Origin of the sequence: Nostoc sp. DedSLP03 (assembly GCF_034530815.1) — a bacterium.
Lineage (GTDB): Bacteria > Cyanobacteriota > Cyanobacteriia > Cyanobacteriales > Nostocaceae > Nostoc.
The window spans coordinates 16404-38834 of the sequence record NZ_JAVRCK010000025.1 but is presented as its reverse complement, the minus strand read 5'-3'; the positions used below and the strand labels follow the sequence as shown (position 1 = coordinate 38834).

The following is a 22431-nucleotide window of genomic DNA, read 5'->3' as shown; positions in this document are numbered from 1 at the left end:
AATTGATATTGTGGGTTCCATTGACCGCTGTGAGTGGCAAGCGGTGGACGAAATATTACAGATGCGGGAAAAGCAACTTTACCGTGAAGCTGGTTATAAAACCTTCCAGCAATACTGCCAAGCTGAATTATCCGCCTGGGGTGGCTACCGGAGAATCAACCAACTGCTGGGAGCCAAGAAAGTTAGGGACACAGCCGATGAATTGGGCGAACACATCAAAAACGAACGTCAAGCCCGTTCACTGCTGCGATTGGTTAAGGAACCAGAGAAACTAAAACAAGCTGTTGCGATCGCACTCTCTGAAAACCCCTCCCCCAGCGAATCAGACTTCGCAGCTGCGGCTCAAAAAGTGGTTCCTCGCCTTCCACGCCAGAAAGTCACAGAACCAGTAGTTCCTAAAATTGAAGAACCAATGGTTTCCGAAATTCAGGAACCACTGGTTCCCTCTTCCCCTACAGTCACGGTTACGTCACCAACTCACCACAGGCATGGAGAATCAGGAACCATTGAAGCAGACCCACCCAACTACTGGCAGCAGATTGTTACTTTCGCTGATGGCAGTAAGGAACTGGTTAACAATGCCGATTTAGATGCCTCAAGCGTTCCATACCCCACTGAAAGAACTTACCCCCAAGAATACGTTGAAGCGATCGCCCAACTCAAACAACAGCACCAGAAGGAATTGGAAAGGCTAGAGCAAGAGTTGAGGATTGGGTTACAAACAGAAGCCTCGGCCAGAGCAGAAGAACAAGTACAAGAAACTTTATAAAGGTTTTCGCGCAAATGATACCCCAATCGAGGATCTCTAGTCGCGTTGAGGAACTGCCAATTTCAGTAAATAATTTCCAAACACCATCATGTCCATCCCCCAAGCATACTAATGGGGTGACTAGCCTTTGTGAGTTAACCCAATCCAAAAGGGATTGGGGATCATGAAAAAAAGTGCCATAATAAATTTTGCCTAAGCGTACCGCTTTATAATCGCGCCACTCACATTTTTGTCCTTTTGGTGTTCGCAACCGCACCTTACCCCCGTCCAAACTCACTTCAGAAACCGCTTGCAATGCCGATGGTTGTGGCAGATCCTGTCTGCTCACCAGTCGGTGTAGTGTGCTATGTCCGACTTTCACTCCCGTTAATGCTTCTAGTTCCAATTCGGCATTTTGGTAGGACTCATTGGTCTCTAACTCGAATGGTGATGTATTTTTATACAGGATTGCCGCGATTTCTTTTACTGCTGCTTGTAACCGTTCTTTTTCTTCGGGGGTCATGCCTATGGTTTAAGTAAGTATTGTGTTCTCCCCATACTACACTCATGAATCAGTATTTCTGCAAAAATGGGATGCTCCCGATATAGCCATTGCTTACTACATCTGGCAGTTCATCCCGTCGAACTCACGTTAATCTGTTAAAGCTAAGTAAACTTTTGTAACCAAAATCCGATACTCGCGTAAAAAAAGTTGCAGTAGCAAGAGAAACAAATAGGGGCTGTATCGAAACTACATAGGTTATGAGTATAAAAAACTCCACCCACAAAGGAATAGAGTTTACTGTCGCTTTCGATGAATTCGAGAAAACAAAGCCTGACTTAAAGGATTGAAATGCTTTTATAAGTTTGCAGGAAGCGGTAATTCTGGTTCGGTTTGACAAAAGTCGTATTAAACCAGATGCAACCAGCAGCTTAGTGATAAAAAGTCATTTTGAAAAGTTTATTCAGTAATTGCAGTGACTTGAACTATGGTTATTAGCAACCGCATTTTAGAGCAAAACAACTTTCTAATCAGATTGCTACTAGAAAAAAAATTACAGCATACTAAGTCCGTAATTGTTGATATGGAAGATGCAGTTTTCTGGGTAAAGCCAAATGCAGAGTTTCTCTACGCCAATGATGCAGCGTGCAGTTTGGTGAGATGTTCTCGTGAGGAATTACTCTCTATGACTATGTACGACATCAAACCAGACTTTTCGCCAACAGTCTGGTCAAAGCATTGGAGAACTATTAAAGAGCAAGGCTACCTATACTTTGAATCTTTATATAGAACTAAGGAAGATTGGACCTTTCCCGTAGAAATTACTATTATCTATTTGGAATACAACTCTAGCGAATATGGCTGTATCTCGATCCGCAATATCAGTCAACGCCAGCAGGCGTCTATGGTCTTACAAAAGGTTAATGAAGTATTAGATTGCAAAGTGCACCAGCTTGTAGCTCAATTAAGAGACGCTAATCAGCAATTGTACCGCGAGAAAGTTTTGCGCCAGCAGGTAGAGACAGCTTTAGAACAAGAAAAACTACTCACTGAACACAGAGCGCACTTTTTCTCTATGCTTTCTCATGAATTTCGCACTCCGTTAAATATTATCTCATTGTCCGCTAGTTTACTGAAACGTCATGTTCATCGGTGGACTGAAGAGAAAAAATTACAATACTTGCAACGCTTGGAAATGGCAGTTGAACAAATCAGCCAATTGATGGATGAAATTTTTCTCAACCATAAAACAGAAGCAGAAAAGCTCAAGTTTGAGCCAAAACCATTGAACCCGATCCAATTGTGCAGTGAGATATTGGCAGAAATGAATTTGAACCAAAGCAACGCCACTTGCTTGATGCCGGGAGACTCTTTTGACATTTCCTCCTGGGAAGAATCATGCCAGTTGCTACTACAGAGGGAATCCCCCTCTCCCAAGAGGGAAGTTTCGAGCAAAGAGAGCCTTTGCTCCAACAACTCTGGACAACACAATACCTTCCCAATACCTGCGTCACCGCAGACCCCTGACTACGCAGTCACTTTAATTAGTCAAGGTGATTGTACAGTCTGCGTAGATCAAAAATTGCTACAGCCTATTCTCAGGAATTTGCTCTCAAATGCACTTAAGTATTCTCCAAGTGGTAGCACGATTGATTTAATAGTTTCTTGCCGGGATGAAGAAGTGATTTTCCAGATTAAAGATCGAGGAATTGGAATTTCTGTAGCAGATCAACAACGACTATTTAAGCCATTTCATCGCGGTACGAATGTCGGCAATATCCCCGGTAATGGATTGGGATTAGCACTTGTCAAAAAGCTTGTAGACCTGCATGGTGGTCAAATTTCAGTTGCCAGCGAGGTTGGAGTAGGTACTACATTCACAATTGCCCTGCCAGCGCAGTGACAATCTCTGCAATAAAACAGCCAGAAAGTCTATGAAAATTGATAATTCATCTGACGCTTAACATCAAGGGGACACTATGACTAAAATTCTAGTGATTGAAGATGAGCCAGAAAGCCGAGATATATTTTTAGACAGTTTAGAAGCAGAAGGATTTGAAGCGATCGCTGCGGAAAATGGTCTTGTTGGCATTCAGCAAGCACAAGAACACTTGCCTGATTTGGTACTTTGCGACATTCTGATGCCAGAACTAGATGGTTATGGTGTTTTGAATACGTTGCGCCAAAACCCTTTAACAGCAACAATTCCCTTCATTTTTCTCAGTGCCAAATCTACTAAAACCGAGGTTCGTCAAGGGATGAATTTGGGAGCAGACGACTATCTTACCAAGCCATCAACAGTAGAGGAATTATTGGAAGCGATCGCAACTCGATTAGAAAAACAGGCAACCATGCGCCAGTGCTATGTTGCTCAGTCCCCACCAGTTTCAGAACTCCAAAGTACTGACACAGACACATCAGCAAATTCCCAATCACTCTTGCCTACTTGTCCTCAACTTAAAGAGGTTTTCGACTTTATCGAAGCCAATTATTATCAATCCATTACCCTGTGCGATGTAGCCCAAGCAGTAGGTTACTCCGCAGCTTACTTAACCGATTTAGTACGACGCCAGACAGGAAAACCAGTGAATCATTGGATTGTCGAGCGCCGGATGGCAGCAGTGCGTACCTTACTTTTAGAAACTAACCAATCCGCAAATCAGATTGCTGAGGTTGTGGGCTATCAGAATGAGGGTCATTTCTTTCGTCAGTTTCGCCAGTATCACGGGACTACCCCCAAAGCTTGGCGAAGGGCGCAGCAAATCCAGTAGTTAAAAGCTGAACTAGCGCCTCAGTAATCAGAAAACCCGTTTGTTGCTCAAACTAAAGGCTTTGAAGCCCCACCACTGACTGGGTTCACTATAATCTTGAACTTTTGCTAAGGAGTTTCAGGCGCAAACCAAGAATTAAAACACCGACACCTAGCAAGCCTAAAGTTGCAGAAGGTTCGGGGACTGATTTGGGTTCCACACCCAGTGCGACAATAGCCTTGTCTGCCTGGATCAGTCCGAAGCCAAGTCTGGAGTCGAAGCCTAATGAAGGGCTGTCAGCCGTATCTCTTAGAGCATCATAGATTTCAGTAGGTGTTGCGCTTGGATCGCCCTCTAGTAACAGTGCTGCAACTGCGGCTGTGAAAGGAGCCGATGCCGAGGTACCTAAAAAGGTGTAGAAGTCGGGGTTGGCATTAAGAGGAGAACTTCCACCTAAATTGAAGGAAATTGCTAGCCCATCCGGAGCCACAACATCCGGCTTGAAAGAATCCGGGTTGCCTTCTGAAGAAAATGGTTCTAGCTGACCCTGCTTTACAACAACATCGAACGTTCTGCTTGAGTAGGATTTTGCGTTCCCGTAGTACACTGCTCCAACGGTCAGCGTATTAGGGTTATTTGGATGCCCATATATTGGAATACCAGGCACTCGGCTATCGGGGGGAAGATAATTATTATCGGCACTAGTGAAGTAAGAAATCCCCCGGTTAACTACTGTGTTAATCGCCTGGTTAATTGGCCCGTCTGGAGGCTCCAAATCTAGTAGATTTAAAGGTGCATCAGGAGGAGCGATCGGAGGGTAAAAATAGCCCCAATCATCCACAATTATATCTGCATCGGCAGCCGCTAGAGCCTGAATGCCTTGACCAAAGCTATCCGTGTTGCTCAAGCTTGTGTGAAACGCTAAGTTAGCCCCTGGAGCCACAGCATGGATGATCTGCAATAAAGCGCGACCCTCATCCGTGGTACCAGGTTTAGCATAGTCCTTTAACACGTTAACATTAGATGGTAAGTAGCCATCGGCTATATTTGTAGCATAAGTATCCTGGTTGTTAGAGGTATCGAAGGTCTTTGCTGTGGCGAAGCTATCTGATAGTACACCGATAGTGATTCCAGTACCATCTAGACCGTAGCGATCGCGCAAAACATCAACCCCTGTAGCTTTAGCTGCTGCTTCAATTGGTAGAGTGAAGGTAGCCGCCTGAACCTTGGCAACAAAGCTCCCAAGTGCAGCAGTTGTCACTATCACCCCTGATGTAACGATTGTTTGAAGGAGTTTTAAATCTCTCATGGTGTTTAAGGACTTTCTCAAAATTCACTAGTTTAGAGCAGAAATGATTCGCTTGATATTGTGCCGCCCAAGCTAGGCTGTTACTGATGTTTAAAAACACTTTTTCAAAATTTATATTCAGAGTTAAAAAAGCACCCAAGTAGTTATGCTTGGCTGCTTTTTGGCTTAGTTGTTATTTAAAATCTCTACCGTCTACCAGAGTAGAACTACTTCCTGGAGCGATGGAGTTAGGATGGTCCCTGAGCACCACCTATAGCCCCAGCAGTACCCCAAGCAACCTGATCCTTAAGTATATCCTCTGAGGAAGACCCGTGGAGTTTCCCGGCTATTAACGCGCCAGTAGTACCTCCAAGAGCACCTAAAAGAGCACCTCCTGGTCCTGCTGCTCCTCCGGCAACTGCTTCTAACTCGGCCTCACTCAGACTGTTAGCAATAGCAGCTGCTTCAGTAATTTGATTGAGCAACTGCTGAGATTCTTCTGGAGTGAAATTATATCCTGCCGCTCTTATAGCTACAGCACGTTCCTCATTAGTTTTAGGGTCTTGAAGTTGGCTTCGGAAATTATCATCCGTAACGATCGCATTAAAAAACGCCTTAGCATCTTGGATAGACATATCTTTCTCCTTCAGTAAATAACATTCAGTTTGGTTACAGATTGAGTTGTTAACTCTAAGTTGCATTTTGATCGCTGTTCGTGATTCTCAGCAAACTTTGCTCAGACATTTCATCTTTTTATGCTTTAGCAATCAAGTTAGAAGTGCTGAACCTGTGAAAAGACTAACTGAGTTTTTAAGGTAATTACCATACACTATCTTTTGATGTAACTAATAATTTTTTTGATATCAAGGTAAAAAAAATTGTTAGTCTTACACAAATATTGTGTATTAAATTTAGCTTTTAGATATCTTAATCTATTAGATATTAATTTAACCTTCAGTTCGCTCAAATAAAAAGTTGATGAATTTAATGAAAAATGCAAATAATTAACTTTAGTCACCAATAGTATTTCGATAAAGTAAACTAAAAAATCCAAAAGAAAAATATACCATGATGAACAATTCAATTAATCATAAAAATAAAATTGATGTCCAACAGCAATCTAATGAGTTATCTGATGAAGAGCTTACTTCGGTTTCTGGTGGTATAGAATTAGGCAAAGTAGTAGACCCTGTTAAAGACTTTGTTACTGACGTTTACAAAGAGGGCAAAGACTTAGTTTCTGATATTGGGGAAAACCTTGATAAACATTTATAAAAGAATTTAATTCAATGTTTTAAAACTCAATGGTTGAATCTTTAAAAATCTGATTGTCAAATAAAGCAAAATAACTTTCAGGCATCTTGATTTTGAGGAATTTTTTTACCAAACTCAAGTCGAGTTAATGGTAATTGGTAATTCAAGCTTCTCTTCTATTGAATGAAGCGATCGCATCCAGTGGTCAGATAGCTGGCAGGATGAACCCAAATCTACTTACGCCCTAGCAAGAGGTGTAATATGAGCAAAACAACAAGTAATTCTCCTGCTTCAGAGAAAGAATCACTTCCCAACCAAGGAATCGAGAATGTTTCGGATGCTCAGTCTCCTATCCTACCGGGTTCTGGTTGGCAAAATCGGCAAGCCTTTTTAAAGGTTCTTGTTAAAGCGAAGCAGTCCCTATTTAACCCATCTGCCTGGTCTATCAGAACGAAACTCTCGGTAGCACTTCTCTGTGTTGCTCTTATACCGATGAGCTTCACCACCTATCACAACCTCCAAGAAAGCCTTAAGAGTGCAGAGGACAGCGAATATCGCAAACTGGAACTCTTAGCCACCAGTAACGCTAGTCGCCTCGACCAGTTAATTATCGATATCCAGCGTGTTGCAGTCCAAGTCAGTACTGATAAGGATGTAGTGGGTTTTCTGTCTGCTACTAGTCCTCAGAAGCAAACAGCCTTCCGTTCTTCGATGCAACGAACGCTAAATAATGTCTTTAGCTCTAACCCCGACTATGATGTTGTCTACATTATAGATACAAAGGGGCGCTGTCTTGCTGCCACTGACCCCACATTCATTGCTCAAAACTATGCCTTCCGTGAATACTTCCGCTTTAGCATTCAGGGACGCCCTTACGTTTCCAGCATTATAGTTGGTACAACAAGTGGACGGCCAGGCATCTATTTCTCCAATCCTATACGGTCTGAGGGCGGCAAGATTGTCGGTGTGGCGGTCTTAAAAATCAAGGGAGAAGACATCTGGGCGATTGTAAATGCGTTGCAGGCTGGCTCTCAAAGTTATGCCTTCTTGGTTGACGAGCGTGGCGTAATCATTAGCCATCCTGATAAATCGCTGCTTTATCATAGTCTAGTCCGCTTGCCAGCTAACAAACAACAGCAGGGCGAAACCGATAGGCTTTATGGCGTCGAGCAAATCAAAAGCTTGGAAATTCCAGAGTTAGCAGATGCGATCGTTGGAGCTAAACAGACAAGTCACACTAGCTATTATTCCCCAATTGAGCAGACACGCCAGATGATCGGCTTTGCTCCCTTACAAGAGCAACCTTGGGTGCTAGGGGTGAACAAAGCTCACGCACAATTTGATGCTCCCTTGAATCAACTCATTTGGCAGAACAGCTACAGCTTACTGGCAGTAGGAGCGATCGCAACAATCATCGCCTTGATTTTAGCGCAAAGTATTGCCCAACCGATTCGTGCCCTGACAAAAGCAGCACAATCACTGGTAGAGCAGGATGATTTTGATACTCATCAGTTAGCTAAAGTGTCTGACGCGAATGATGATATTGGTCAACTAGTGCGCGTTTTCCTGCAAATGGCTCGAGAAGTGAAGGCGCGAGAGCAAAAGCTGAAACAGCAAGTGATGGAATTAAACGTTGAAATCGACGAAGCGAAAAAGGCACGTCAGGTAGCTGATATCACACAGACAGATTACTTCCAACAACTGCATCAAAAAGCGCAAAAAATCAAGGGGCGAATGACCAAAAATGATGAAACAGAAACCGATTACTTCCAGCAGTTACACCAAAAAGCACAAAATCTTAAAGGTCACGTTGCAAAAGAAGCTGATTAAAGAAAGACACAAAGTTAAATAAATTTACACATAGCAAGGGTATGCCATTATGTCCAAAATTGTATCTATTCACTCGTTTCGTGGTGGTACGGGAAAATCAAATTTAACTGCTAACTTAGCCGCTACTATTGCACGTCTTGGAAAACGTGTAGGTATTATTGACACCGATATTCAGTCACCAGGGATTCATATTATTTTCGGTCTAGACGAGTCAAAGATGAATCGCTCCCTCAATGATTACTTATGGGGGCGCTGTGTAATTAAAGATGCTGCCTACGATGTCAGTCATACTTTAAATATGGAAGGGGAGACATCTGTAAGCAATGGCAGCCTCTACCTAATTCCTTCCAGTATTAAAGCAGGAGAAATTTCCCGTATCTTGCGCGAGGGTTATGATGTAGGCAAACTCAACGACGGCTTTGAGGATCTAATCCGCTATCTCAACCTAGACTATTTGTTGATTGATACTCACCCTGGTTTGAATGAAGAAACCTTACTAGCGATCGCTATCTCTGATATTTTAATCGTTATCTTACGTCCAGACCACCAAGACTTCCAAGGTACTGCGGTAACGGTGGAGGTGGCGAAAAAATTAAAAGTGGACAAAATGCTGCTGGTAATTAATAAGGTGCTACCAGCAATGGATTTCAACGCTCTGCGAGAACAAATGGAAACAATCTACAACACTCCAGTGGTCGGTATTGTGCCTCTTTCTGAAGAGATAATTCAGTTAGCCAGCAGTGGTTTGTTTTGCTTGCGTTACGCTGATCATCCATTTAGCCAGACGGTGCAAGAAATTGCTCGGCAGATTATGGATAGGGTTGAGTTAAAGAAGGTATTGGTGGGAGGCGATCGCACTTGAACCAACACCAACTTCGTGCTCATGTACTTGCTTCCTATGGCGCTACTGCCTTGGAGACAGAGGAATTACTTGCTTACAATCAAAACATCTTCGATCGCAGCTTTTTAAAACTCCCCGCCAAGTTTCCCCTTCCACCCGAACCTCATGTACTCGCCTGGGAAGAATACGCCACTTTTGCTAAAGAAGTAGGAGTTTTTCAAGCTTTATCAACCAAGTTGGTACAGTTACAGTTCCCCATACTCGAAGGCATCAGCCAAACAGAGGCATACCGCTCTGCTACTCGTAAGGGTGTGACAGTAGATAGTATGGTTGAAGCGACTGGTCTGATTTTGCAGCAACCCGAACAACTCGAGTTGATCCTACATCAAAGCTTGGCTGGAGTCATCCCGGTTTTACTCACCAGGAATCGAGAAGACTTTGTTTCTTTGGTACAAGCGCTAACAATGCGGAATGAACCCAAACCAATTCCTGCTTCTATGGGAGCTTGCATGGTTAGTGGTTTCAACAACTGGGATCGGGTTCGCCAATATCGCCAACAATGGTCAGTTAGAAATTTTGGTAACTGCTCCGAAAGTAGTTGGTTAGAAGAATTTGGGCGACTAATCCCGCAAAAGCAGCTTTATCAAGATCGGTTGATTATTTTGAGTGACGGTTTTTATAGCAATGTTTCAGCCAGCGACATCGGACTTTCGGAAGTAGAATGGCGGCGTATTTCCCTAAATATTCGGCTGGAACATGAATGTACGCACTACTTCACACACCGCTTATTTGGCTCCATGCGGAATAATCTACTCGACGAATTTATTGCTGACTACAGAAGTATTGTGGCGACTATCGGACACTATCGGGCTGATTGGTTTTTGCGTTTTCTGGGGCTGGAGTCATTTCCAGATTACCGAGAAAGAGGGAGATTACAAAATTATCGAGGTCAACCGCCGCTTTCAGAGGGCGCATTTAAGATTCTGCAAGCATTGGTGAAGTCTGCTGCTGAAAATTTGGAACGCTTTGATGCTGAACATGGAAGCGAGTTAAGAACTTTTAATAGTCAACTGATTATGTTAATAGCTTTGACTTATTTGACATTAGAAGAATTGGCTGACTCTCAGGCGAATTCGTATATCCAAAAAATTCTAGACCAATTGCCGACAACTCTCACAAAGGGGTAAGTCGAGTATCCAAATAAAGTTAAATTTATATGAATTATGACAGAAGTTTTACTAAAGGAATTAAGTAATAGTGACATCAATTGGATGATCGCTACGGGTCAAAAAAAGGAAATACTTGCTGGCACTATCCTTGTGCAGCAAGGAAAAACCCTGGATACCCTACACATCATACTGGATGGAACATTCACAATTACTGTTTCGCAAGCTACAAACAATCCTCTAGATCGAGCTTTTGCGGCGATGGAGGATAGCGAAATATTAGGACGAGAGATTGCACGGGTTTCAAGTGGTGAGATAGTAGGAGAAATCCCGTTTATTAATGTCCGCGCAGCTGTTACCACTGTTGAAGCAGCTGAAAATTCATTGGTAATATCGATTTCTCGGCAGCAATTGACCGCAAAATTGCAGCAGGATATTGGTTTTGCATCTCGATTTTATCGAGCGATCGCTATTCTACTAGCAAACAGAATCACTCAACTTGGTCATAGCAAACTTGTTAAGAGCAATACGCTCAGAGATATGCTGTTTATTTTGGAACAATTGCATGATAGTGACATCGATTGGATGATTGCTACAGGTACTAGCCAAAAAATTGCCGCTAACACAGTACTCATTCGTGAGGGAGGGCCTGTGGATGCACTGTATATCCTACTGGATGGAACAATGACAGTTTCTGTTTCTGAGGATGAACGTAATCCTTTAACTCGCGCCTTTGCGGCTTTAGAGGGTGACGAAACTACAAGCAGAGAGATAGCAAGATTATCAAAAGGCGAAATCGTCGGAGAAACAGCTTTTATTGATACCCGTTTGCCTTTTGCAACTGTCAAAACTACTAAAGACTCACTTGTGTTGTCAATTCCTCGACAACAATTAGCAGCAAAATTACAGCAGGATATAGGTTTTGCGTCTCGATTTTATCGGGTAATTGCTACGCTGCTTGTAAATCGATTACAGGAAATGTTCAGTCGGCTTGGTTATGGCAGACGCATTTATAGCAAAGGTCAATCACTAGATGAAAATGTTGAATATGAGGATGAACTAGATTCTCATGTTTTAGATAACATGGCACTGGCTGGAACCAGATTTGATTGGATGTTGAGTCGTTTGAGATAAAATTAAATTTATTATCATAGAGTGTAAAGTGTTAGGTTTTCGCTTAACACCTATTTTTGTATTCATAGTTTTTTTTAAGTTTTCAACATTTATTTCAAAATTTTTATTGTCTAATATAAGAGGTATTATCCTCGTTACTGCAAACTAACTATTTTATATTTAGTATACACAATTCAGCACCTAAAACCAAAAAAAATGTTAGTACAACCGAAAAATAGTTGATTGTAACCTTAATTTTTACTAGATAAGCTTATATCAATAACCTGAATTGAGGTTCTTAAGTGTACTCTCTTTTTACAAGAACTTGTTTTCTTGTAATTACACCTTATAAATTCTCATTCAACGTTATATGTAATAATTTAAATCTAAGGAAATAAGTCACATGACTGAACAAAAGAAAGTCCGTAGAGAACTTGAATCTGAACTGATTGCCAAATAAGTTTCTAAGTGACCTGAAGTATGAAAGCCTTCCTGATGATTTCCAACTATCAACTAATTTAAAAAAAATTAGATTTTGCTACGATTCCTATCTCAATGAGTTAGGTGAAATTATACACAAGGGGAGTAAAACTGCTAAAGAGATTGCTTCTATGTTTGACACCCGTAGTATTTTGCCTGCTTATACATTTCACAATTTTAATCTCATGTTAGAGAAGGGAGTTTTAGAGGATGTCTGAGAAGTATCAAATATTTATTGATCCCCCCTAACCCCCCTTAAAAAAAGGGGGAATAAGAATCTTAAAGTCCCCCTTTTTAAGGGGGATTTAGGGGGATCTCCAAGGGTTAGATGTATATAAAAGAACTTTTCAGACATCCTCTTAGACGATGAGCCGAAACCCAAAGCTTAAAGATAAGAAAATATTGTTAGTCTTCCCTTAAAAATTGTGTATTGAGAGCTGATGTTCCACTCTCTAAGTTACTAAGTACAAATCTCTATTTAGAAAACTTGAAATATTTAAGCTACAGAAAAAGGGAGATTTTTTCGCACAAATGATTGTCGAGGCATCCTAAATGGTTGAACACAAGCAAAACCTATTCCGAAAAGAGTCATTAGAGCGTTTATCTTCACCTGAAAGATTAGACCAATTAATGCAGGTAGTTAGCCCTAAAAGCTGGCTACCTTTAACCGCCTTGGGTTCTTTGGTAGCTGTTGCCGTGGTCTGGAGTATCTATGGACGCATTCCGATTACTGTGGAAGGTCAAGGAGTACTGATTTATCCGCGTACAGTTGTGCCACTACAGTCGAAAAGCGCAGGGCAGTTAGTTGCTTTAAATGTAAATGTTGGGGATGTGGTCAAAAAGGGAGACGTACTGGCAACAGTTGACCAAGTTGACCTGCGTAAGCAATTACAATTAGCACGGGCCAAACTAGCCCAACTAGAGGATCAGGATCGCAACGCTAGTTTGTTACAAGGGCAGCGTCAGCAGCTTGACACAAAGGCAATCCAAGAGCAACGCTTAACTCTTGAGCAAAGACTCAAGATTGTGCAGGATTTGACACCCGTGTTGCGGGAGAAAGGACTAGTGTCAATCGGGCGCGATCGCCTCAACTTACAGCGACGCTTGCAAACACTCAAAGGGCTGCTTCCTACGCATAAAAAGAGGCTAGAAAACCGCCAAAAGCTTTTAAAAGAAGGAGCGATTCCTGATGATGTGGTCTTAGAAGCACGGCAACAATACGACGATGCCCGTGCAAGCATTGATGAAGCACAATCTCAGTTGAAGCAACTAGACCTTAAGGAAGCAGATGCACAACAGCAATATCTCTCAAATCTGAACGAAATCAAAAACATTCAAGCTCAGTTGCAAGAACAGAACAGTAAAGCAGCAACTCTCGCTCAAGAAGACCTGCAAACTGCAACTACCCGCAAAAATGAGATTCAAGAAGTCAGGCGAGAGATTGCCAAACTAGAACAACAATTAGGTAATAACAGCCAGATTATCTCTCAACACTCAGGACGTATTCTTGAAATCACTGTGACAACGGGGCAAGTCATTAATGCTGGAACCCGTTTAGGAAGCATAGATGCAGAAAATCCATCTAGAAAAATGGTTGGCATCACCTATTTTCCAGTTGGAGAGGGCAAAAAAATTCAACCAGGTATGACGCTGCAAATTACACCCCAAACCGTGAAGCGGGAACGCTTTGGCGGTATTGTCGGTAAGATTACCACTGTCTCACCATTTCCGATTACCAGAGAAGCAGCCGCTAGTGTAGTAGGTAATCCTGAAGTGGTTGCAGGTTTGGTGGGGGAAAAGCAGGAGGCAGTTATCCAAGTATTTGCTGATTTGCAGCCAGATTCTACTACTTTTAGCGGTTATAAGTGGTCTTCTTCCGATGGGCCGCATTTAAAAATTTCTTCTGGAACGACTACATCTGTGCGAGTCAAGGTGGAAGAGCGATCGCCAATTACGTTTGTTTTACCTATTCTGAGGTCTGTCAGTGGTATCTACTAATCCATCATTAGTGGCACCGATTAATCCTTTGCACTACCTGCAAAACCTGCTGAAAAATCCTCTCAAGCGGGTAAAGACACCCACGCTTTTGCAAATGGAGGCAGTAGAATGTGGTGCCGCAGCTTTGGGAATTATTTTGGGTTACTATGGTCGGATTGTGCCTTTGCCAGAACTGCGTCGAGAGTGTGGAGTCTCCCGCGATGGCAGTAAAGCTTCCAACGTCCTCAAAGCTGCCAGAAGCTATGGACTCCAAGCAAAAGGCTTTAAGAAGGAACTGGATCAACTTCCAGACCTTAGCCCTCCCTATATTGTGTTTTGGAACTTCAACCACTTCTTGGTAGTAGAGGGATTTAGTTCTAATTGGGTCTATCTTAATGACCCAGCCACTGGGCCGCGAAAGGTGTCTCAACAGGAATTTGACGAGGGGTATACCGGAGTGGTGCTGGTTATGGAACCAGGACCAGAATTTGAAAAAGGGGGTCGTAAACCTAGCCTGATTTTATCGCTGTGGTCACGACTAAAGGGTGCTATTGGTGTCTTAATTTACTGTCTAGTCGCAGGGTTTTTGTTAACACTTGTCGGGCTGGCGGTACCAGTATTTAGTCAAGTGTTTGTAGATGAAATCCTGGTGCAAGGACGGCAGCATTGGCTACGTCCGTTGTTATTGGCAATGGCGATCGCAGCAATCCTACAAGGAGTATTAACACTACTGCGGTTGCGTTATCTGCGCCGTTTGAAAGTCAAGCTGTCTGTGGGAATGTCCAGTCGTTTTCTCTGGCATATCCTGCGTTTACCAGTTGGTTTTTACGCCCAACGGTTTGCAGGTGAAATTAGTAACCGCACTAGTCTCAACGACCAAGTTGCTGATGTGCTTTCAGGGCGATTGGCGACCACAGTCATTGATGCGGTAATGGTAATTTTTTACGCTTTAGTCATGCTCCAATATGACTGGGTACTGACTTTGGTTGTAGCTAGTTTTGCTGCTGTAAATGTCTTAACCTTGCAATGGATCTCCCGTCAGCGCGTCGATGCTAATCAGCGATTAATTCAAGAATATGGGAAAGCGGCTGGCGCATCCATAGCGGCTCTCCAAAGTATAGAAACTCTCAAAGCATCAGGGTTAGAATCAGATTTCTTTTCGCGGTGGTTAGGGTACTACACCAAGGCGATCAATTCTCAGCAAGAACTAGGGGTGACAAACCAGACTTTTTCAGTATTACCTACACTTTTGTCTTCGCTCTCATCAATGGCTTTATTAGTTGTAGGTGGTTTACGAGTGATGGATGGACACCTCAGCATCGGAATGCTGATAGCCTTTCAAGGACTGATGCAGAGCTTTTTGCTCCCTGTTAACAATCTCGTCAATTTCGGCAGTACCCTCCAAGAAATGGAAGGCAATTTGATTCGCTTAGATGATGTGTTGGATAACCCAATTGAGGGAGTAGGGGAGCAGGGGAGCAGGGAGCAGGGAGCAGGGGGAGAAAAAATCTTTTTATCTGACTCATCTTTTCTGCCTAGATTACAGGGGTACGTCGAACTAGAGAATGTCACATTTGGCTATAGCCGCTTAGATCCGCCTCTGATTGAAAACTTTAGCCTCTCGGTCAAGCCTGGAGGGCGAGTAGCTTTAGTAGGCGGGAGCGGGTCTGGCAAATCTACTATTGCCAAACTAGTAAGCGGACTCTACGAACCTTGGGAGGGAGAAATTTGCTTTGATGGTCAACCTAGAAAGCAGATTCCGCAATCGATATTAACTAACTCCGTCGCTTTGGTGGAGCAGGATATTTTGATGTTTGGCGGAACTGTTAGGGATAATTTAACTTTATGGGACACTACAGTACCAGATAAAAATTTAGTGCGAGCTAGTAAGGATGCTGCCATTGATGATGTAATTTTCTCCATGTCTGGCGGATTTGATGCAGAACTAATTGAAGGAGCCGCCAATTTAAGTGGAGGTCAACGACAGCGATTAGAAATAGCCCGCGCCTTAGTTAATAATCCTTCAATCCTGATTATGGATGAAGCTACCAGCGCCCTAGATTCCGAGACGGAAAAAATTATTGACCAAAATCTGCGGCGACGTGGGTGTACCTGCCTAATTGTTGCACACCGATTAAGCACGATCCGCGATTGTGATGAAATCATCGTCCTTGAACGTGGAAAAGTAGTGCAACGAGGTACTCACGAAGAATTATGGCAAGTAGAGGGGGTGTACTCACGGTTAATCAGCAGTGAAGAGGGAGCTTAATTATGGTCATTAACCAAATCAGAGGCAAAGACTTACAGGGGCAACTATACAGCCTAAAAGGCAATGAGCCAATACTGCTAGACGACCCGCAGACCATTTGGGTGGTGCAGTCCGGCTCTGTAGCGTTGTTTGCTGTCACTATTAAAAATGGCATCACCCAAGGAAATCGCCGTTATTTGTTCACTCTTCATCCCGAAGAAGCACTTTTCGGAACGGCTTTTGACTGCATTCATCAGCACCGCCAATTTCTTGCAGTGCCAATGGGAGAAACAGAATTGCTGAAGGTAGACCGAGAATACTTTGAGGAGTTAGTTGTTGATGCGGATACTAGAATAGTTTCTTTGATGGAGGGTTGGGTAGAGCAAATCAACACTACACTTTCCCATATCGCCACTCCAGCAATTCAAGTCCGGGCTGTGGGAGAAGCGCGATTTTCTCTAATTGATGGTCAAACTCTCCAGCCAGAACCAGATGCGATCGCTTGGGTACAAATTCAGCAAGGAAATTTCCACTGGATGGGGCTTGAGGAACTAACTCTAGATCCGACATCGGGAATTTTCCCCCTCAGCGATGGTATCTGGTTACAAGCTGTAGGGGAGGTTCAGCTTGCCACTCAAACCACAAGCGCCATCCGCAATGCAGATATCCTGCTTGAGGGACTTTCCCAGTTTCATACTCAACTGCTGGAATATATCAATTTTCTAGAACAGCAGGAAACCCAAGAAGAACTACAACGCCTGACTGAGCGGGAACGTCTCAATCGTCAGGTGACAGCAGAGGCTTTGGGCGAACTGGCATCTTCTTTAGGAACTCAAGAAGCAAATTTTTTTCTGGAAGGTGCGCCGTTGTTAGCTGTTGCTGGTGCTGTGGGCAGGTCTTTAGGTGTGAAAATTCGCCCCCCAGCTAAGTCAGAGAACCTGAAGCGGGTGAAGGAGCCATTGGAAGCAATTGTTAGAGCTTCGCGGTTAAGGATGCGACAGATTTTATTGCGGGACAACTGGTGGCAAAAGGACTGTGGCCCTTTGGTTGCCTACACCCAAGAGGATAACCGACCAGTGGCACTCCTGCCCGTTTCTGCTACTCGCTATGAAATATTTGATCCAAGCGATGACACTCGTCTGACCGTAGATGCCTTTATTGCTTCTACACTAGCGCCCGTTGCTTATATGTTTTATCGGTCTTTGCCCGATAAAGTTCTTAACGCTAGCGATTTATTTCGGTTCGCGCTTAAGAATCGTGGCAGAGATATACTAATCGTTTTTTTAACTGGGATTGCCACGACACTGCTGGGTATGCTCACACCCCAGGCCACCGCCATTTTAATTGACAACGCCATTCCAGATAGCGATCGCGGATTATTACTACAAGTTGGTTTGGGGTTGCTGGTTGCAGCTTTTGGGACGGCAGTATTTCGGCTGGCTCAAGGACTCGCACTTTTGCGCGTGGAAACGATTTCAGATGCCTCTACTCAAGCTGCTGTGTGGGATCGACTACTAAACCTACCAGTATCCTTTTTTCGCCAGTACACCACAGGGGATCTTCAATCTCGCGTCACATCAATCAGTACAATTCGTCGTTTACTAAGTGGCGCAACCCTGATTACTCTAATTACAGGTCTGTTCTCATTATTAAACTTGTTGCTTTTGTTTTACTACAGCTGGAAATTAGCTTTAGTTGCTGTAGCTGTGGCAATAGTTGTTGTAGCTGTGACTACATTCTCTGGTATGCTCCTCGTCCGCAAAGTTCGCCCACTGCTGGAAATAAAGGGAAATATCTTTGGGCAGACAGTACAACTAATCAACGGCATTTCCAAACTGCGTGTCGCTGGAGCCCAAGAGCGCGGTTTCGCTTCTTGGAGTAAAAACTACAGCCGACAAATAAAACTGGAACTTAGCACCCAGAACGTTGAAGATGGTGTTGCCCTTTTCAATACAGTCATGCCGACGGTAACTTCTGGCATCCTGTTTTGGTTTACTATGCAACAACTTCAGGAAGCTCAGACAACAGGTGCGATCGGACTAACAATTGGGACTTTCCTGGCTTTTAACAGTGCGTTTGGTACTTTTATTAAAGGTGCCACAGATGTAAGTAATACAGTTACAAGCACTTTGCAAGTTGTCCCTCAGTGGAAACGCGCTCAACCAATTTTAGAAACTATACCAGAAGTGGCTCTGAGCAAAGCTGATCCTGGTAAGCTCATAGGCAAAATCGCTGTAGATCGTGTCACATTCCGCTACCGACAAGATGGCCCTCTGATCCTAGATGATGTCAGTCTGTATGCCAAGCCTGGGGAGTTTATTGCACTTGTAGGCGCTTCTGGGAGCGGTAAATCTACTATATTTAGATTGCTATTGGGGTTTGAAGCTCCTGAAGATGGCACTATCTATTATGATGGTCAAGATTTATCCGGGTTGGATGTTGATGCAGTACGCCGACAGTTAGGTGTCGTTCTGCAAAATGGCCGGATTATGTCGGCTTCTATTTTCGACAATATTGCTAGCGGCGCTCAGATTACACTTGATGAAGCTTGGGAAGCAGCGCAAATGTCTGGGTTTGCTGACGATGTTGCAGCTATGCCAATGCAAATGCATACTGTGATTAGTGAAGGAGGTGGCAATCTCTCTGGAGGACAACGACAACGGTTATTGATTGCCCGTGCTTTAGCATTAAAACCGCGCATTTTATTATTCGATGAAGCTACCAGTGCGCTAGATAACAGAACCCAGGCGATTGTCAGCGAAAGCTTGGATAAGTTACAAGTTACCAGAATAGCGATCGCTCATCGACTGAGCACCATCCGCAACGCTCACCGTATTTATGTACTGCAAGCAGGCCGGGTTGTACAGCAGGGAAATTTTCAAGAACTAGCTACTGTTGAAGGTCTATTTGCCCAGTTAATGGCTCGGCAAATGGCGTAGTTATTTGAGATTTATGAATAATATGAATACATGGTTTCCCTTACACCCCCACCAATCAATCGCATACCACAGACCTACACCCGCTCCCAAACTCGGCTTTATCATTCAACGCACGGCACTTTTGAAGAGTATTGTTAGGACTTACGCACTATACAAATCAACCAAAACGTGTATTACGGTATTTAGTCTTTTCAGAGGTTTCAGATAACCCTGATTTATTCCGACATTTGCGTAGGCGTAGCCCGTCGTAGACATCGCTGGATGCAAAACATGGCTAAAATACCCAAATTGTGTTTAGTACTTATGTAAGATGCGTAAGTCCTAGAGACTATTGTCTCAAAATTCAAGTTCAATTTTTGGTGGTTAATTGACACTAAATACCAGAGGCAGCACTTGCTCGGAATGCAACAACCTGCGACCCGATATCACAAACCTGGATGTCACGACGAGAGACAATTTGCAACTCGTGAGGGTAACGCGGACGCGGATCGGATCGTTCACCAACCAGATTGGAGGAACCATCGTGGTTTCATAGTAATCAATCTGATGCAAAACCCCAGGATTATTCTTGAGTTCTACCACTGTCCCAGGCAAATACTCAAATATTTCATCCCAATCAATAGCCGAATCGACGTTCATCACACTCAACCTGTTTAATACCTGAATTACTTACTTGCCCATACCAGCCAGACCTTGACCAAACAATTCGCAATTCGCAGTGACGCTCCTTCTCTGCGAGACGCTACGCGAACGTCGCTAACGCTGCGCTAACGCAATTCGCAATTATGGATGTAATTGAAAATTGGTTCATTCAGGGTGCAAGCCCCCAACTTCAGTTGTGGGGTTCTTAAAAAGCGAATTGCTCTCTTCTCTACGAGACGCTGCGCGAACGGAGCGGGGCGTTAGCCCATTGCGACTTGCGAATTGGAGATGACCTTACATTGTTCACCTGGCAAATAAAACATTAGCGAAATAGCTGGTGGGTATATCAACCGTGCTTTTGATTAGCAATAGAAATCACTGCGATCGAGTAGCACTTCACCGTAATCTGGCACCCAGGCAACCCAGGTCATTGGGGATTCCTGGCAGAGCAACTTGGCTTCCTCAAAGGCATAGTCACTGGGTGGTTGGAGCAACTTTACCCAGGTATCTCGGTTGTACGTGATGTGGCAGACGGGGTTCCAACCTGAAGCGATCTGGTTTGCCAGAGTCGGGGCAGTCGAATTAACCGAAACTATTTGATGGGGCATAGGCTTTGTGTGTCTGTAATCTATTAAAACTTGCAAGCATTACTCTCTCCAACTAGACCAGAAAGAATAAACCAAATAATTTCTGTATCTATATTTACAAAATTGGGGGTAAATAGCTCAATCATCCTGAATAAATTAACAAATCCTGACATAAGAGATAATAAGTCCTGATTTATTGCTTCTGATGCTGTTCAAAATTCTGGTTATGCTGCATACTTTGGGAGCCACCGTCTGGACGGGTGGGCATTTGGTGCTTGCCGTTACGCCCCATCGTTGATATCTCGGCTCAAACACGACCAGCCAAATTTTGGTTTCAGACTGCTTTATTGCTTAATAAGCTCAAATATAATTGCATTAAGCTATATTTGTTGATAGCAGCTTAGGCGTTAGCCTAGCCTGCCGCAGGCATTGCTTTAAGGCTTGAAAAATAAATCAAACGAGAAATACTAACTTTTTCTTTGGTTTTTATGGTTGGCCGCGAGCAAGAGTAATTTAGATGCGTTTGCTCTGGGGGATAAGCCAGTGACCGAGTTCGCAAACAAGATAGCTATTGTCACTGGTGCAGCTAGAGGTCTTGGCGAAGCCATTGCCGTCAACCTGTACGAAAACGGTGCGCGGGTCGTTCTGGCAGACATCAATGCCGAAGGAGCGCAGGAAGTAGCTAGGCGGTTAGATTCATCTGGCAAGCGGACACACGTTATTGAAACTGATGTGTCTGACCATCGCGCTGTGGAGGCAATGGTAGCCGAAACGGTGGAGCGATTTGGCGGGTTGAACTTAGCAGTCAATAATGCTGGCTTTACCGGGCCGCATGGGATTAATACCGCCGATTATGAGATTGAATGGTGGCATCGTGTGATTGCGACTAATCTTAATGGCATTTTCTTTGGACTGAAATACGAAATTCCAGCCATGATCCAAAGTGGTGGTGGGGCAATTGTGAATATGTCATCTGCCGCGGGTGCGGTCGGAGTGGCGGGTATTGCTCCCTATGTCACTGCCAAGCACGGCATTATCGGTCTGACAAAGGCGGCAGCATTGGAATATGCAAACCAGGGCATCCGGGTGACTGCAATCGGGCCAGGTTATGTTGATACACCCCAGATGCAAGAGTTGCCAGAGTCAGCGCGAAAGCAGATGGCTGACTTGCACCCTTTAGGTCGCCTTGCACGAACCGAGGAAGTCGCGGACATGGTTAGCTTCCTCTTGTCGAAGCAAGCCTCTTTCGTCACTGGCAGCTTCCACCTGATAGATGGTGGTTACACTGCTGTGTGACTACTAATCAATCGACTTGCGTGCGATCGCAATACATAATTTTTTCTTCTGCGATCTATTTCTCTAACTGCCTATTTTTAGCCCAATACAGTTCAGTTAAGCTTTTTTCTCTCCCCCTGCTCCCGAAGCCTCCCCTGCTCCCCCTGCCTGCCTTAACAGATAAATTTGCTTAACCCAAGCGTATTGCACCATAGATGAATTGCTTTACCACTAGCAATTCAATCACTGCAAAGTTGTAGCAATTACTGTTGTTCAGACAGTGTGGGCAATGGTAGGGACTAAACTTTATTAGGGTTATGAAACTCACTATTGGGCAATGTTTGCAGAGGATTAAGAAATTCTTTTAATTCGTCCCACCGGAACTCCAATGCTTGACGGACAGATGTTTTGGCGACGATTTCCAGTCTGATTCCGTCTGGATCATCAAAAAATATTGCGTAATACTCAGGATGGTATTCGGGATACCGTTTGGGTTGGCTGACTTTGATTCCTACTGATCTGAGTTTCTCAGAGCATAAGTCTACGTCAGTCATTGTCTTTACCTGAAAGTAGAGATGATGCAAACCAGGAGCATAGGGATCGTGTTTTTGTGCTGACCTTGCAGGTCGAATCGTTAACTAAAATTGCGGCCCGAAGTAATGAGCGTGTGGTTCTTCAGCAATAACTTTATCCCCCTTGTGTTGTCCGAGTTCTCGCATTACCAAGTTGTAGAATTAATTGTTTGCAATTATCTATATCATTGGGAAATCCTTTTTAATTTTTATTAGGAA

At 43.6% G+C, this 22431-nt stretch carries 17 protein-coding genes and 1 pseudogene; 12 read left to right on the top strand and 6 right to left on the bottom strand.

Annotated features, from left to right (window positions below):
* Window positions 1-10: 10 nt before the first annotated feature.
* Window positions 11-769 (top strand): hypothetical protein, encoded by a 759-nt coding sequence (locus tag RM368_RS14225; RefSeq protein ID WP_322694654.1) that lies wholly within the window; start codon window positions 11-13, stop codon window positions 767-769.
* On the opposite strand, the pseudogene RM368_RS14220 reads toward RM368_RS14225, so the two are convergent.
* Window positions 760-1187: pseudogene (locus RM368_RS14220) on the bottom strand (ISKra4 family transposase); the annotation flags it as partial. The gene RM368_RS14225 and the pseudogene RM368_RS14220 sit on opposite strands and share 10 nt — an antisense overlap.
* A 550-nt stretch (window positions 1188-1737) precedes the next feature.
* Here RM368_RS14220 and RM368_RS14215 point away from each other — a divergent pair.
* Both RM368_RS14215 and RM368_RS14210 read left to right on the top strand, forming a co-directional pair.
* Window positions 1738-3153: a sensor histidine kinase gene (locus tag RM368_RS14215; RefSeq protein WP_322694653.1), complete on the top strand. Its 1416-nt coding sequence runs from the start codon at window positions 1738-1740 to the stop codon at window positions 3151-3153.
* Window positions 3154-3229: 76 nt separating this feature from the next.
* Window positions 3230-4021, top strand: a complete 792-nt coding sequence (locus tag RM368_RS14210) for a response regulator (RefSeq protein WP_322694652.1) — start codon at window positions 3230-3232, stop codon at window positions 4019-4021.
* An 88-nt stretch (window positions 4022-4109) separates the two neighbouring features.
* Here the strand turns inward: RM368_RS14210 and RM368_RS14205 are convergent, their stop codons facing one another.
* Window positions 4110-5309, bottom strand: a complete 1200-nt coding sequence (locus tag RM368_RS14205) for a S8 family peptidase (RefSeq protein ID WP_322694651.1) — start codon at window positions 5307-5309, stop codon at window positions 4110-4112.
* Window positions 5310-5536: 227 nt separating this feature from the next.
* Complete coding sequence (locus RM368_RS14200; RefSeq protein ID WP_322694650.1) at window positions 5537-5923, bottom strand: Nif11-like leader peptide family natural product precursor; 387 nt, start codon at window positions 5921-5923, stop codon at window positions 5537-5539.
* A gap of 433 nt (window positions 5924-6356) precedes the next feature.
* Here RM368_RS14200 and RM368_RS14195 point away from each other — a divergent pair, with 433 nt between their 5' ends.
* From RM368_RS14195 to RM368_RS14160, 8 genes are all read left to right on the top strand, one after another.
* Window positions 6357-6563: a bacteriocin gene (locus tag RM368_RS14195; RefSeq protein WP_322694649.1), complete on the top strand. Its 207-nt coding sequence runs from the start codon at window positions 6357-6359 to the stop codon at window positions 6561-6563.
* Window positions 6564-6803: 240 nt separating this feature from the next.
* Window positions 6804-8372: a cache domain-containing protein gene (locus tag RM368_RS14190; protein WP_322694648.1), complete on the top strand. Its 1569-nt coding sequence runs from the start codon at window positions 6804-6806 to the stop codon at window positions 8370-8372.
* A gap of 49 nt (window positions 8373-8421) precedes the next feature.
* Window positions 8422-9234 (top strand): MinD/ParA family protein, encoded by an 813-nt coding sequence (locus RM368_RS14185; RefSeq protein WP_322694647.1) that lies wholly within the window; start codon window positions 8422-8424, stop codon window positions 9232-9234.
* Window positions 9231-10400 carry a DUF7005 family protein gene (locus RM368_RS14180; RefSeq protein ID WP_322694646.1) on the top strand — a complete coding sequence of 390 codons (1170 nt, stop codon included), beginning with the start codon at window positions 9231-9233 and terminating at the stop codon, window positions 10398-10400. The genes RM368_RS14185 and RM368_RS14180 overlap by 4 nt, the downstream gene beginning before the upstream one ends.
* 36 nt (window positions 10401-10436) lie before the next feature.
* On the top strand, window positions 10437-11513 hold the full coding sequence (locus RM368_RS14175) for a cyclic nucleotide-binding domain-containing protein (protein ID WP_322694645.1): 1077 nt from the start codon (window positions 10437-10439) through the stop codon (window positions 11511-11513).
* A 1011-nt stretch (window positions 11514-12524) separates the two neighbouring features.
* A complete protein-coding gene (locus tag RM368_RS14170; RefSeq protein ID WP_322694644.1) occupies window positions 12525-13970 on the top strand; it encodes an NHLP bacteriocin system secretion protein in 1446 nt (481 codons plus the stop codon).
* Entirely contained in the window at window positions 13957-16218 is a 2262-nt protein-coding gene (locus RM368_RS14165) for an NHLP family bacteriocin export ABC transporter peptidase/permease/ATPase subunit (RefSeq protein ID WP_322694643.1), read from the top strand. The genes RM368_RS14170 and RM368_RS14165 overlap by 14 nt, the downstream gene beginning before the upstream one ends.
* 2 nt (window positions 16219-16220) lie before the next feature.
* Complete coding sequence (locus RM368_RS14160) at window positions 16221-19136, top strand: NHLP bacteriocin export ABC transporter permease/ATPase subunit (RefSeq protein ID WP_322694642.1); 2916 nt, start codon at window positions 16221-16223, stop codon at window positions 19134-19136.
* A 363-nt stretch (window positions 19137-19499) separates the two neighbouring features.
* Here the strand turns inward: RM368_RS14160 and RM368_RS14155 are convergent, their stop codons facing one another.
* Together RM368_RS14155 and RM368_RS14150 are read right to left on the bottom strand one after the other, a co-directional pair.
* The gene (locus RM368_RS14155; protein ID WP_322694641.1) at window positions 19500-19775 is read right to left on the bottom strand and encodes a hypothetical protein; all 276 of its coding nucleotides are present in this window, start codon (window positions 19773-19775) and stop codon (window positions 19500-19502) included.
* A 365-nt stretch (window positions 19776-20140) separates the two neighbouring features.
* Window positions 20141-20386 carry a hypothetical protein gene (locus RM368_RS14150; RefSeq protein WP_322694640.1) on the bottom strand — a complete coding sequence of 82 codons (246 nt, stop codon included), beginning with the start codon at window positions 20384-20386 and terminating at the stop codon, window positions 20141-20143.
* A gap of 522 nt (window positions 20387-20908) precedes the next feature.
* Between RM368_RS14150 and RM368_RS14145 the strand changes: the two genes are divergently transcribed.
* Window positions 20909-21661 carry an SDR family NAD(P)-dependent oxidoreductase gene (locus RM368_RS14145; protein WP_322694639.1) on the top strand — a complete coding sequence of 251 codons (753 nt, stop codon included), beginning with the start codon at window positions 20909-20911 and terminating at the stop codon, window positions 21659-21661.
* Window positions 21662-21939: 278 nt separating this feature from the next.
* On the opposite strand, the gene RM368_RS14140 is transcribed toward RM368_RS14145, so the two are convergent.
* Entirely contained in the window at window positions 21940-22272 is a 333-nt protein-coding gene (locus tag RM368_RS14140) for a VOC family protein (RefSeq protein ID WP_322694708.1), read from the bottom strand.
* Window positions 22273-22431: the final 159 nt, after the last annotated feature.